Source organism: Glaciecola sp. HA4-3 (assembly GCF_055693685.1).
In genome coordinates this window covers 2,871,340-2,884,346 of sequence record NZ_CM146340.1, presented here as the reverse complement: position 1 = coordinate 2,884,346, position 13,007 = coordinate 2,871,340, and the positions used below count along the sequence as shown (strand labels likewise).

Sequence of the window (13,007 nt, the reverse complement as noted above, 5' to 3'; positions counted from 1 at the left end):
TGGAGCTTACTTTGTATCCTAAAGTTAGCCAGTGTAGTAGCATTGACATCATTAAACATTATCTATTAATAGGCAAAGTATGACACAACAAGTAGTGGACAATTTGTTAAGTGATTGTGGCTTGCAAACAAGCAATGTCGCAGACCTTCTATCGGGTATGTTAGAGCACAATAATGATTTTGCAGATTTATATTTTCAATTGTCACAGCATGAGTCATGGGTACTTGAAGACGGAATTATTAAAGATGGCAGCTACAATATAGAAAAAGGCGTAGGCGTGCGTGCCATTTCCGGAGAAAAAACAGGTTTTGCTTATTCTGATGAAATCACCTTAGATGCCTTACAAGCTGCATGCAATGCTGCCCGCACAATAGCTTTACCTGGACAAAAACACAAAGTAACAGGGTTTTCAAAGCAAAGCCCTAAGCAATTGTACACACAGTTAAATCCACTACTTAAAATGTCAGACACCGAAAAAGTAGATTTACTAAAAAGAACCGATTTATACATAAGACAAAAAGCGCCTCACGCTAGTCAAGTTAGCGTTAGTTTAACGGGAGTATATGAGGAGGTTCTTATTGCAGCTACTGATGGAACCTTTGCGACCGACATACGCCCTTTAATCCGACTTAATTGTTCTGTTTTACTGGAACAAGATGGCAAAAGAGAGCGCGGAAGTGCCGGTGCAGGTGGCCGCAGAACTTACGACTTCTTTGTAGAGGAGTTGGATTGTGGATTAATGCGGTTTCAGCAACTAGCTAATCAAGCCATTCATATGGCTAGTGTTAACTTAAATGCAATTGCCGCGCCGGCAGGTGCTATGCCTGTTGTGCTTGGGGCAGGATGGCCTGGTGTTCTGTTACATGAAGCTGTCGGTCATGGTTTAGAGGGTGATTTTAACCGTAAAGCGTCTTCTACGTTTAGTGGGAAGATTGGCCAGCAGGTTGCGTCAAAAGGTGTCACTGTTGTTGATGATGGGACAATGGAAAATCGACGAGGCTCTTTGTCTATTGATGATGAAGGTACGCCTTCACAATACAATGTGTTGATTGAAGACGGTGTGCTCAAATCTTATATGCAAGATAAACAAAATGCGAAACTAATGGGCGTACGACCAACTGGAAACGGACGACGGGAATCCTATGCACACTTGCCAATGCCAAGAATGACAAATACATATATGCTTGCAGGCAAGCATGAGCCTAAAGATATTATTTCATCGGTTGAAAACGGTATTTATGCACCTAACTTTGGTGGCGGCCAAGTAGACATTACGTCTGGAAAATTTGTGTTTTCAACCTCAGAAGCATATTTGATTAAAGATGGAAAAATAGGTGAACCTATCAAAGGGGCAACACTTATCGGCAATGGACCTGAGTCTATGCAAAGAATATCAATGATAGGCAATGACTTGGCACTTGATGCTGGTGTAGGAGTATGCGGTAAAGACGGTCAATCTGTGCCTGTCGGGGTGGGTCAACCTACGCTTAAAATCGATGAGATGACAGTAGGTGGAACGGCTTAAACGCCTTATTTTTCACCGAAAGCTGTATTGGTGAACCCTAGTAATTTAGCTTTGACAGCATTGGCACTTGTTTGCGGTTTCGATGGTGCTTTACTAAGTAACAAATCGATATCCTCCTTTTTTAGTATTTGCTTTGGTACATGTGCCATTAATAGTGTAAAGCCTATATAGTCATGCATCCGACTGATTGAGTGTTTATATTTATTAGGATAATGCACTGGAAAGGGAGGGCATAGCGCGTTTTTCACTTTGACAATTAGATCTGCAACATATATTAGCTTTTCAGTTATATTAACAACACTAATGTCACGGTCGGTGTGTCCTGGAGTTGCAATAACATGCCAATCAGGAAACCCTAGTATTGATTCACCATCTTGCAACATAATGTCTGCTGATAAATGTCTGGGATACCATATATTTTCTCGCTTGCGACCTATTCTACCAGCAACCCACCAAGCTAAACTGACATCAATGATGTGCGCAAGCGAGCCTGATAGTCCAGCGTACCACTGATGCGTAAACTGACCAGAGACAACTTGACAGCCTGTTATGGATCTCAATTTGTGCGCACAGCCAGCATGGTCTGGATGCATATGAGTGACTAATACCACTTTCAAATCACTAAGGGGTCTTTGTAACGTTTCTGAGAAATACCGTTTGATTCTGTATAAATCAGAGCGGGCACAACCATCTAGCAGCATGCATCCATGTGGATATTCAACAAGGTGAATATTTTGAATATAACCCTTAATTTGATGATATTTCATGTAAGCGTTGCCTAATACACGTGAAATAAAACCGAGTTTAAGCTTTTTCAGTTCAATTACTTCGGCATTTTCTTTTTCTAAAATAAGATCTGTCGCTTGACCTTTGAGAAGTTTGGCCACCGAATCTTTATTTTTAGCCAATAAGATCGATAGTTCTTCAGATAGGCTCTCATCAAGCTCTATACCTTTTGCACTAATATATTGACTTAGGTTGTCTGCAACTTCGAGCATTTTATCATATTGGTCGGCTTCTTTTTTATCGGTGGTGATCAACTTATCCACTCCTTTATGTTGCACTACATATTGAGTAATAACGGCCATGTGTGACTCCAAATGGTTAACTTAGGGTGTAATATACCGCCTTTAACTGTATAAATAAACAGTTTGTTTCTCATCAAAATCATGAGCTTTTTGGTATTAAATCAGTATCAAGTCGAGTGACTTATGATAAAGAGGAAATTTGGATGTTCGAATTTAACGGGGTATCAGGGATTATATTTGATTTAGATGATACCTTAGTCAAAACGAATTTAGATTTTGTTTGGCTTAAAAAGGAGATTGGGTGTCCAAAGTCTCAGGACATGCTAGCGTATGTTGATTCGCTAGAGTGTAAGTTTGAAAAGCAACGTGCACAGCAACAAGTTATTAACCATGAGTTAGAAGACGCGAAAACCTCCACATGGATCCCCGGCGCTAAGGCGTTTGTATGCGATGCAATTGCACGTAACATACCACTTGCAATTGTTACACGTAATTGCAAAGAAGCGAGTTTGGCCAAATTGGCGCAAAATAAAATACCGATTGAGTTGTTAGTCACCAGAGAAGATGCGCCACCAAAACCTGACCCAAGTGCATTGCTAACGATTGCGTCTCAATGGCAAATTCCCACCAGCGAAATCGCTTATATTGGTGACTTTGTTTACGATATTCAGGCTGCGCATAATGCAAAAATGCAGGCTTGGCTATATGAACCTAGAGCATGGTTTTAATTACATTGATAATTTAAAATATATTGCGCCATAGGGATCTTTGTCTCAATATTATAAATATTTTTCCTTTATTTAATTGTGTAGTGCCTTAGGTTTGTTAAAGTTTTGGTGTATCACAAAGACCGTTGTCATCAATTTTTAAGAAGTAGTGAATATTGATATGGAAGTTAGTATTGTTTTTTGGCTCGTACTTGCCGTTTCGTTTAGTGTTGCATTAGTGATTGGGATGGCAATTGAGAGGCGATTAAATCTATTGCAAGGTGAACAGATCACTAAGTGTCGTTTGGCAAAAGACGAAGGGTCAAGCATACAAGACCAATATATTGCGTTACAAGTTCGTAAAGTTATTAAAAATATAATCAATTCCCAATATGTGCTTTATGGAACTAAGCAATATCAATCCATTATGCAAACCCCCTTAAAAGAAAGCCTTCACACTTTGCGTAAAGTGGCAGACGAATTGTCAAATCCTGCAAGACATAAAGTTGAAACACACGCTAATAGCACCAATCAGATGCTTTTTGATTCTGTCGGAAGCCCATATAGAGCATTAAAATCAATCGAGGATTTTATCAAGGATAAACAACTAGGAAATCGGATTGATTTTTCATATCAAGGTGCTAGTAATGTATTAGTTGAGCTGCCCCAAGTGTTTTTACAAAATGTATTACGTGAACTGTTGCAAAATGCGATAAAGCACAATTCTAAATCTACAATGATTAAGATGGAGTACATAATTGATAAGGGCTCCGTTTTTTTGACAATAAGAGACAATGGATGCGGCATGCAGTCACAGCAATGTGAGTTAGTTAATAGCCCTTCGTCCCTAAGTTCTCTTGGGCGTAGAGCAACAGATACCCAAGATATTATTAATTTAGTAGTGATTGCAAATACAATAAGGGATGCCGGAGGAAGGGTGCTAGTTAAAAGCGCTTTGCAACATGGTACTAGGATCAGTTTGCAGCTCCCAATATGTGTTTGTGATGAGAATATACAACGAAACCAATTAGTGGTTAATGAACGTGAAACAAAATTTGATACAAATTCTCAAAAACAAGCCAGTGTGCTCGTTATATCCAGCAGTCATCAAAAGACGGTGCCTCCACTAGCTGACTCTGCAATTGATTATCATATGATTACTGTTAGCAATATAGAGGAAGCTTACGGTATTTCACAAAGATATAAACCTGATTGCATTGTACTTGATTTAGGGCTTGGCGATATCATTGGTATTACTCAATGGAATAGAATTACTCATGCATTCAAAGATATGCCTCTTGTCGCTTTGGCTAGTCCAGGGACAAAAACAGCACAATTAGCCATCTTGCAAATAGGCGTGCATGTACTGTTAGAAAAGCCCATTCATCCTAAAGAATTAGATAGGGTTATTCACTACCTCTTTAAGGCATTCACACAGCAACATGAAGCGCTAGAGAACAAATTAGTAGGACACTATTTCGATAAAAGCTTATTTGAAGCAAAGGCTCAGGGCTCACATCCATACTTAGATAAAATACTTTCTATTTTGGGTGAAAATTATCAAAATGAGAGCTTCAGTAAAGTTGAAGCTGCTGAGTTATTGTCAACAACAACAAGGACACTCACTCGTAAGTTGAACACGTGTTGCGAGTATGGGTTTAATGATTTATTACGTAAGTATCGTCTAAATAAAGCAAAGCAATTACTGTCTAGAGGAAAGAGCGTAACAACGGTTGCTTATGCTTGCGGCTTCAGCTCATCTTCGTATTTTAGTAAATGCTTTAAAATGGAATTTGGATTTGCGCCTTCAGCACTGCTTAGGCAAACAAGCTCTTCGTAGCCATTCTATTAATCGTGACCACTAAGTGCTTGAATTTGCTGTATATCAGTATCACCTTTGAGCACTTTTAATACACCGTCTTGCACTAGAGTGCGCATACCATCTGCAGTAGCCTGCGCTTTCATGTCGCTTACCGATGCTTCTTTGTATATTAAACTACGCAGGTCGGCCGTCATTCCAAGAAGTTCGTGAACCCCTGTTCGGCCTTTATATCCAGTATCTCCACATTTTTCACAGCCCTTTGCTTTATAGAGGGTTGGTGGTTGGGTAATCCCAAGTTCATCGAAATGTTCATCACCATATTGACGTTTTAAAAACGCAAAATCATCTTCTGAAGCCTGATAAGTCGCTTTACAATCCGGGCAAAGAGTACGAATAAGCCGCTGCGCTAGAATCCCGACACAAGCATCTGAGAAGTTGACGGGATCTAGCCCTAAATCCAACAAGCGCGTAATAGTTTCTGGTGCTGAGTTTGTGTGTAAGGTAGATAATACCAAGTGACCAGTCAATGAAGCTTCGATACCAGCGTGTGCTGTTTCTTTATCCCTCATCTCACCAATTAATATGATATCAGGGTCAGCACGTAAAAATGCTCGTAGTGCATTGGCAAATGTAAAGCCAATTTTAGAGCTGACTTGGACTTGCTGTAGACCCGCTTGCGTAATCTCTACAGGGTCCTCTGCAGTCCAAATTTTTCGGTCTGGCGTATTTAAATACCCTAGCACCGCATGTAAAGTTGTGGTTTTACCTGAACCTGTTGGACCTACTACTAGCAAAATACCATGAGGTTTCTTAATCATCTCTTCTAGCATGGTTAGGTTACGTTCAGATAGATTCATTTTTTCTATTGGCATCGCACCACCAGAAGCGAGGATACGCATTACTACGCCTTCACCAGCCACGGTAGGTATTGTTGCGACACGCACCTCAACGGGTTTGCCATCTAATCTAAATGCAAGTTTGCCGTCTTGGGGAACGCGTTTTTCGGCGATATTTAGACTCGACATTATTTTAATACGCGAGACAAGTGCACTGTGATGAGATGCAGGCACTTGCGTAATATCTCTAACTACACCATCGACTCGCATTCTTACGCGAGTAGGCCCGCCTTTTTCAGGGTCAACATGAATATCTGAAGCGTTGAATTTTTTAGCATCATGCAAAATGCGATTCACAAGTTGGACAATCGGTGCTGCATCTTCATCCATGTCTTCATCAGCAACATCTTCTTCCATAGCGGAAGTACCGATTTCGTCAAGGATTTCGTCCATATCTCCAAGGTTACCACCAGCGGACTTGTCGCCTAGGTAGGCTAGAATATGTGACGGGAGTCCAACGGCAATCTCGTAGCTATCTATTCCTAAGGCACTCTCCACTTCCATTAACAAAGCCGCATTGTTAGGCTCTGCCATTAATAGTATTGGACTTTCATGCGCATCAGCAACAACTGCAACCAAATTACGTTTTAAATACGATAGGTTCAGCGTGATGTTATTCTTATATAGATGATACTTTTCTGGTAAAAATGCAATAAAAGGCACTTGGTAGTGGACCGATAATGATTCACCAATTGCAATGTCATTAACGTTGTGTTGAGTCTGCAGTGCTTTTACCGTCGATGTTATATCACTGTGATCATCGAGCGTTTCAAGCACTTCTTCGCTGATTGCGCCTGAATGGAATAGGTAATCAAACGGGCTACTAGTGCCGCCGAGTTCATATCTGAATTTTTCACCTAACATCTCAGCGACTTGCATCGCCCATTGCATGTCTTGCTCGTTAAAGCCCATGCCATTTTTATTTATGATTTGCATGACACCGAGTAATACACCAGCATTGATGACGGGGACACACAAAATTGAGTCAGTTTTAAATTGGCTAGTTTGGTCAAATTTTTGATCAAACCTTAGCCTAGGGTGCACGCCTTTAAGTTCAGCAACATCATATGGGTCTTTGATGACCAACGGCTGCTGAGACATCGCAACATAGCCTGCTATTGATTGAGGACTAATCGCTACTTTTATTTCGCGTGTTTCTTTACCTGTTTTGAACCGAGCGACAAGGTCATTGTGCTGTGCACGCCTCTGAAATAGCGACATACGCTGCGATTGAAACATTTCAAGCAAGATTGGTTCAATTTTCTGGTATGCAGCCAAAAGGTTAGGAAATTCACCTAACTTTGCTTGCAAATTTTGCAACATCATTGCTTGTTGAGTACTATCAAACATCGCGCTGGACTTTTCCTTTCTTAAGACGGTTACACGTGTTGTTATAAGTCATATATCGACAAGGTAACAAAATACATAAATCTAAACTACTATACTTTATAACTACTTGGCTACAGTATCTGCCTTTAATAACACCGTGTTTGGGAACAAATTGTTCACTTTCTATACTGAGCATAACAAAAACTTTCCAAATGATGTAGCCTCTTTAGCACTTGTTTGTGACATTTGAGACAAATTGGTTCTTTTTCCTGATTGATTGACTTTACTACTTGCGCTTGGATTGCAAACGTGTATAATTCGCGCCCACTGTCAGAGATGGACATCGGTTTGTGTTTTGAGCAAGTATGCTTTAAACCCTATGATGAATGTAACGGCAGCCAATTAATGGGTGTATGTTTAGGTCAATAAGCGAAAGCTTCTTTAAACATTTACCAGCTGATTTAAAGCAACATTAATATATGAACAAGACTCCAATAAGGAGTCATTGGTTTACGCACATCTTTTCTCCTGCCTTTTATTAAAAAGAAAAATAGGACGAAAAGGTGAATTTTTTTGTTCTTTCGATTGGAGCTTAATCGATGCCAAATCAAAGAATTCGTATTCGTTTGAAAGCGTTTGATCATAAATTGATCGATCAGTCTACTGCGGAAATCGTTGAAACAGCTAAGCGTACAGGCGCGCAGGTCAGTGGTCCTATTCCATTACCTACACGCAAAGAACGTTATACTGTGCTGATTTCTCCGCACGTAAACAAAGACGCGCGTGACCAGTACGAAATCCGCACACACAAGCGTTTAGTAGATATCATTGAACCAACTGATAAAACAGTTGATGCTTTGATGAGATTGGACTTAGCCGCGGGCGTTGATGTTCAGATTAGTCTGGGCTAATGCTGCTAGAGCTAAACAGATAAGAGGGTAATAACAATGTCGATTGGTCTTATCGGTCGTAAAGTAGGTATGACTCGCATCTTCACTGAAGATGGCGTATCTATTCCTGTGACTGTTATCGAAGCGACCCCTAACCGAGTGACGCAGTTACGCACTGACGACACTGATGGTTATCGTGCACTACAAGTTACCGCTGGCACTAAGAAAGCGAATCGCGTTAATAAAGCTTCAGCAGGTCATTTTGCTAAAGCTGGCGTTGAAGCCGGACGTGGTTTGTGGGAATTTCGTCTTGCTGACGATGAGGGTGCTGATATTGAAGTGGGCAGTGAATTAACTGTAGAAATCTTCAACGACACTAAAAAAGTCGATGTCGCAGGCACGTCAAAAGGTAAAGGTTTTGCTGGTGTAATTAAGCGTTGGAACTTTAGTTCTCAGCGTATGACTCACGGTAACTCACTATCACACAGAGCACATAGGTTCAATTGGTCAAAACCAATCACCAAGGTAAAGTATTTAAAGGTAAGAAGATGGCTGGACAGCTTGGAAACAAGCGAATCACTACTCAATCTTTAGAACTTGTTCGCGTTGATGCTGAGAACAACCTTTTATTAATCAAAGGTACCGTACTTTAGCGCAACTGGCAGCGATGTTATCGTCAAGCCAGCTGTTAAAGCGTAACTGGGAGTGAACTGATGGAATTAACATTGAAAGACGCAAAAAGCGCTCTTGAAGTATCAGACGCCACTTTTGGTCGTGAGTTTAACGAAGCTCTTGTTCACCAAGTTGTAGTAGCTTATGGTGCAGGTGCTCGTCAAGGTACTAAAGCGCAAAAAACAAGATCTGAAGTACGTGGTGGTGGTAAGAAGCCATGGCGTCAAAAAGGAACAGGCCGAGCTCGTGCAGGTACTATTCGAAGCCCAATCTGGGTTGGTGGTGGTCGCGCATTTGCAGCGAAACCTCGTGACTTTGATCAAAAAGTAAATAAAAAGATGTACCGCGGTGCGATAAAAAGTATTTTATCGGAACTGGTACGTCAAGAACGTTTAGTAGTAGTTGAGAAGTTTGGTGTTGAAGCGCCAAAAACCAAAGAACTACAAGCAAAGCTAAACGAACTTGAACTAAAAGACGTGTTAATTGTTACGGCTGAGCTAGACGAGAACTTGTTCTTGGCTTCGCGCAACCTATACAAAGTAGACGCTCGTGATGTTCAAGGCATCGACCCTGTTAGCCTTATCGCTTTTGATAAAGTATTAATGACAGCCGACGCAGTTAAACAACTTGAGGAGGCTTTAGCATGAACGAACAACGTTTATTAAAAGTGCTTTTGGCACCTCACGTTTCAGAAAAGTCTACTATGGCCACTGAAACAAATAACACTTTTGTATTTAAAGTACTAAAAGACGCGAACAAAGCTGAGATTGCAGCTGCGGTTGAGAAACTTTTTGAAGTAGAAGTGAAAGGCGTACGTACAGTAAATGTAAAAGGAAAAGTTAAGCGTCATGGTATGGCGTTCGGCAAACGCAGCGACTGGAAAAAAGCATATGTTGTGCTTAAAGAAGGTCAAGACATCGACTTCGTCGGTGCGGCTGAATAAGGGGATTTGATATGCCATTATTAAAAGCTAAACCTACTTCTGCTGGTCGTCGTCATGTTGTACAGGTAATCAATCCTGACCTTCATAAAGGTGCTCCACACGCTCCATTGCTTGAAAAAAATAGCAAAAGCGGTGGTCGTAACAACAACGGTCGAATCACAGTTCGTCATATCGGTGGTGGACATAAAAGCCATTATCGTATAATTGACTTTAAACGTAACAAAGACGGCATTCCAGCTAAAATTGAACGTTTAGAATATGATCCAAACCGCTCTGCAAATATTGCACTTGTGCTTTATGCAGACGGTGAGCGTCGCTACATTCTTGCGCCTAAGGGCTCAAAAGCAGGCGATGCAATTCAATCTGGTGCTGATGCTCCTATTAAAGCTGGTAATGCTATGCCTATGCGTAACATGCCGGTAGGTTCAACAGTGCATGCGATCGAAATGAAGCCAGGCAAAGGTGCTCAAATTGCACGTTCTGCTGGTCAATATGCGCAAATCCTAGCGCGTGAAGGCACTTATGTGACTCTACGTTTACGCTCGGGTGAAGTACGTAAAGTGTTATCTGATTGCCGTGCTACTATCGGTGAAGTAGGTAACTCAGAGCATATGCTTCGTTCATTAGGTAAAGCCGGTGCTAATCGCTGGCGCGGAATTCGCCCAACTGTTCGTGGTGTAGCCATGAACCCAGTTGATCACCCACACGGTGGTGGTGAAGGTCGTACATCTGGTGGTCGTCATCCAGTAAGCCCTTGGGGTGTTCCTACTAAAGGTAAGAAGACTCGAAGTAATAAGCGTACCGATAGACTTATCGTACGTCGTCGTAACAAGTAAAAGCGAGGATTCACCATGCCACGTTCTCTCAAGAAAGGTCCTTTTATTGACCTGCACTTGCTGAAGAAGGTAGAAGCTGCAGTGGAAAAAGGCGACAAGAAACCAATTAAGACTTGGTCTCGTCGTTCTATGATTATTCCAGATATGATTGGTTTAACCATTGCAGTCCATAACGGTCGCCAGCACGTTCCTGTTTATGTCAGTGACGAAATGGTTGGCCATAAGTTGGGCGAATTTGCTCCAACGCGTACTTATCGCGGCCATGTCGCAGATAAGAAAGCCAAACGATAAGAGGAGTAGAAAATGGAAGCAATTGCTAAACATCGTCATGCTCGTACGTCGGCTCAAAAGGCACGCTTGGTAGCAGATCAAATCCGCGGGTTACACGTTGAGAAAGCGCTTGAAGTGCTTACTTACAGCCCAAAGAAAAGCGCAGTGCTAATCAAGAAAGTTCTTGAGTCAGCTATTGCGAATGCTGAAAACAATGAAGGGGCAGATATTGATGAATTGTCAGTATCTAAAATCTTTGTTGATGAAGGCCCAACTATGAAGCGTATTAGTCCACGTGCTAAAGGCCGTGCTGATCGTATTTTTAAGCGTAGCAGTCACATCACTGTGGTTGTGGCGGATAACTAGGAGTAGATAATGGGACAGAAGGTTCATCCTACCGGTATACGCCTTAGGTATCAGCAAGCCATGGACATCAACCTGGTACGCTAATACAGCAGAATATGCCGACAATTTATATAGTGACCATCAAGTTCGTCAGTATCTGACAAAAGAACTAAAAAATGCATCACTTTCTAAAATCGTAATCGAACGCCCAGCTAAGAGTATACGTGTCACTGTACACACTGCTCGTCCTGGTGTAGTAATCGGTAAAAAAGGTGAAGACGTAGAAAAGTTACGTAATCACATCACTAAGCTTGCTGGTGTGCCAGCACAAGTGAACATTGCCGAAGTTCGTAAGCCTGAATTAGATGCACAGCTTGTTGGGGATTCAATCTCTAGCCAGTTGGAACGTCGTGTTATGTTCCGTCGCGCAATGAAGCGCGCTGTTCAAAACGCCATGCGTTTAGGTGCTTTAGGTATTAAAGTTGAAGTGAGTGGTCGTTTAGGTGGTGCTGAGATCGCACGTTCAGAATGGTATCGTGAAGGTCGTGTACCTCTACATACATTCCGTGCAGATATTGATTACGCAACATCTGAAGCTTTAACCCAATATGGAATTATTGGTGTTAAGGTTTGGATCTTCAAAGGTGAAGTACTAGGCGGCTTGCCACTTGTGCAAGAGCAGCCAGCACCAGCACCTAAGAAGAAAGGCCGTAACGCTAAGCGAGAGGGCTAATCATGTTACAACCAAAGCGTACGAAATTTCGTAAAATGCATAAAGGTCGTAACCGTGGGCTTGCTATTGCCGGTGGTAAAGTAAGCTTCGGCACCTATGGCCTAAAAGCTATTGGTCGTGGTCGAATGACCGCTCGCCAAATTGAAGCAGCACGTCGTGCCATGACTCGTCATGTAAAACGTCAGGGTAAAATTTGGATCCGTGTGTTTCCTGATAAACCAATTACTGAGAAGCCTCTTGAAGTGCGTCAAGGTAAAGGTAAGGGTAACGTTGAATACTGGGTTTGCCAAATTCAACCAGGTCGTGTTTTATATGAGATGGAAGGTGTGCCAGAGGAACTAGCTCGCGAAGCATTTGCTTTAGCAGCAGCGAAGTTACCATTTAAAACAACCTTTGTAACTCGGACGGTGATGTAATGAATGCGGCAGAACTGAGAGAAAAAAGCGTAGAAGAGTTGAATACTGAATTAACTGAATTACTTCGTGAACAGTTTAATTTGCGTATGCAACATTCTACAGGTCAGTTGCAACATACTAACCAAATGAAAACAGTACGTCGTAACATCGCACGTGTAAAAACCATTATGACTCAAAAGGCTGGAGAATAAGATGTCTGAACAAAAAATTCGTACAGTACAAGGTCGCGTGGTGAGTAACAAAATGGATAAAACCATTACTGTTTCAGTTGAACGTACTATTAAACACCCTATTTACGGAAAGTTTATTAAACGTTCTACAAAGTTACACGCACACGATGAAGCTAACGTTTGCAACGAAGGCGATTTAGTGTCAATCACTGAATGTCGTCCTTTGTCTAAGTCTAAGACTTGGATGTTAGTTGACGTTCTAGAAAAAGTAGCAAGCTAAACTTTTTCTAAATACTTTAAAAGGCGCTAATCTTATGATTAGCGCCTTTTTTTTGTCTGTAAAAACATAAGGGTACTTTTCATTTGAAATTAAACCTTAAAACACTCGGTCTTTTGATTACCGATTAATAAATGTAAGGCAATAG

Annotated in this window: 14 protein-coding genes and 3 pseudogenes; 14 read left to right on the top strand and 3 right to left on the bottom strand. The window is 41.4% G+C overall.

Annotated features, from left to right (window positions below; genetic code table 11):
• Positions 1-79 precede the first annotated feature (79 nt).
• Positions 80-1,525, top strand: a complete 1,446-nt coding sequence (gene tldD / locus ACZ1G6_RS13880) for a metalloprotease TldD (RefSeq protein WP_472616819.1) — start codon at positions 80-82, stop codon at positions 1,523-1,525.
• A 5-nt stretch (positions 1,526-1,530) separates the two neighbouring features.
• On the opposite strand, the gene ACZ1G6_RS13875 is transcribed toward tldD, so the two are convergent.
• Both ACZ1G6_RS13875 and ACZ1G6_RS13870 read right to left on the bottom strand, forming a co-directional pair.
• Positions 1,531-2,319 (bottom strand): MBL fold metallo-hydrolase, encoded by a 789-nt coding sequence (locus ACZ1G6_RS13875; RefSeq protein WP_472618992.1) that lies wholly within the window; start codon positions 2,317-2,319, stop codon positions 1,531-1,533.
• A gap of 9 nt (positions 2,320-2,328) precedes the next feature.
• Positions 2,329-2,613: pseudogene (locus ACZ1G6_RS13870) on the bottom strand (YebG family protein); the annotation flags it as partial.
• A 143-nt stretch (positions 2,614-2,756) separates the two neighbouring features.
• Between ACZ1G6_RS13870 and ACZ1G6_RS13865 the strand changes: the two are divergent.
• Both ACZ1G6_RS13865 and ACZ1G6_RS13860 read left to right on the top strand, forming a co-directional pair.
• Entirely contained in the window at positions 2,757-3,281 is a 525-nt protein-coding gene (locus ACZ1G6_RS13865; RefSeq protein WP_472616818.1) for an HAD family hydrolase, read from the top strand.
• A gap of 160 nt (positions 3,282-3,441) precedes the next feature.
• Complete coding sequence (locus tag ACZ1G6_RS13860; protein ID WP_472616817.1) at positions 3,442-5,100, top strand: helix-turn-helix domain-containing protein; 1,659 nt, start codon at positions 3,442-3,444, stop codon at positions 5,098-5,100.
• Positions 5,101-5,108: 8 nt separating this feature from the next.
• On the opposite strand, the gene ACZ1G6_RS13855 is transcribed toward ACZ1G6_RS13860, so the two are convergent.
• Positions 5,109-7,328, bottom strand: coding sequence for a GspE/PulE family protein (locus tag ACZ1G6_RS13855; protein ID WP_472616816.1), 2,220 nt, complete (start codon positions 7,326-7,328; stop codon positions 5,109-5,111).
• 578 nt (positions 7,329-7,906) lie between these two features.
• On the opposite strand from ACZ1G6_RS13855, the gene rpsJ reads away from it, so the two are divergent.
• The 11 genes and pseudogenes from rpsJ to rpsQ all read left to right on the top strand — a co-directional run bounded on the left by rpsJ (position 7,907) and on the right by rpsQ (position 12,862).
• On the top strand, positions 7,907-8,218 hold the full coding sequence (rpsJ, locus tag ACZ1G6_RS13850) for a 30S ribosomal protein S10 (protein WP_010179497.1): 312 nt from the start codon (positions 7,907-7,909) through the stop codon (positions 8,216-8,218).
• A gap of 36 nt (positions 8,219-8,254) precedes the next feature.
• Positions 8,255-8,896, top strand: a pseudogene (rplC, locus tag ACZ1G6_RS13845) (50S ribosomal protein L3).
• A 14-nt stretch (positions 8,897-8,910) separates the two neighbouring features.
• The gene (gene rplD, locus ACZ1G6_RS13840) at positions 8,911-9,516 is read left to right on the top strand and encodes a 50S ribosomal protein L4 (RefSeq protein ID WP_472616815.1); all 606 of its coding nucleotides are present in this window, start codon (positions 8,911-8,913) and stop codon (positions 9,514-9,516) included.
• Complete coding sequence (gene rplW, locus ACZ1G6_RS13835; protein WP_472616814.1) at positions 9,513-9,812, top strand: 50S ribosomal protein L23; 300 nt, start codon at positions 9,513-9,515, stop codon at positions 9,810-9,812. Before rplD ends, rplW begins: the two co-directional genes overlap by 4 nt.
• Before the next feature lie 11 nt (positions 9,813-9,823).
• Entirely contained in the window at positions 9,824-10,648 is an 825-nt protein-coding gene (rplB, locus tag ACZ1G6_RS13830) for a 50S ribosomal protein L2 (RefSeq protein ID WP_472616813.1), read from the top strand.
• A 15-nt stretch (positions 10,649-10,663) separates the two neighbouring features.
• Positions 10,664-10,939, top strand: a complete 276-nt coding sequence (gene rpsS / locus ACZ1G6_RS13825) for a 30S ribosomal protein S19 (protein WP_284218686.1) — start codon at positions 10,664-10,666, stop codon at positions 10,937-10,939.
• Positions 10,940-10,951: 12 nt separating this feature from the next.
• Positions 10,952-11,284, top strand: a complete 333-nt coding sequence (gene rplV / locus ACZ1G6_RS13820; RefSeq protein ID WP_472616812.1) for a 50S ribosomal protein L22 — start codon at positions 10,952-10,954, stop codon at positions 11,282-11,284.
• A 9-nt stretch (positions 11,285-11,293) separates the two neighbouring features.
• Positions 11,294-11,996, top strand: a pseudogene (gene rpsC / locus ACZ1G6_RS13815) (30S ribosomal protein S3).
• 2 nt (positions 11,997-11,998) lie between these two features.
• Positions 11,999-12,412 carry a 50S ribosomal protein L16 gene (rplP, locus tag ACZ1G6_RS13810; protein ID WP_420672602.1) on the top strand — a complete coding sequence of 138 codons (414 nt, stop codon included), beginning with the start codon at positions 11,999-12,001 and terminating at the stop codon, positions 12,410-12,412.
• Positions 12,412-12,603, top strand: a complete 192-nt coding sequence (gene rpmC / locus ACZ1G6_RS13805; RefSeq protein ID WP_472616811.1) for a 50S ribosomal protein L29 — start codon at positions 12,412-12,414, stop codon at positions 12,601-12,603. The genes rplP and rpmC overlap by 1 nt, the downstream gene beginning before the upstream one ends.
• 1 nt (position 12,604) lies before the next feature.
• Positions 12,605-12,862, top strand: a complete 258-nt coding sequence (gene rpsQ, locus ACZ1G6_RS13800; RefSeq protein ID WP_472616810.1) for a 30S ribosomal protein S17 — start codon at positions 12,605-12,607, stop codon at positions 12,860-12,862.
• Positions 12,863-13,007: the final 145 nt, after the last annotated feature.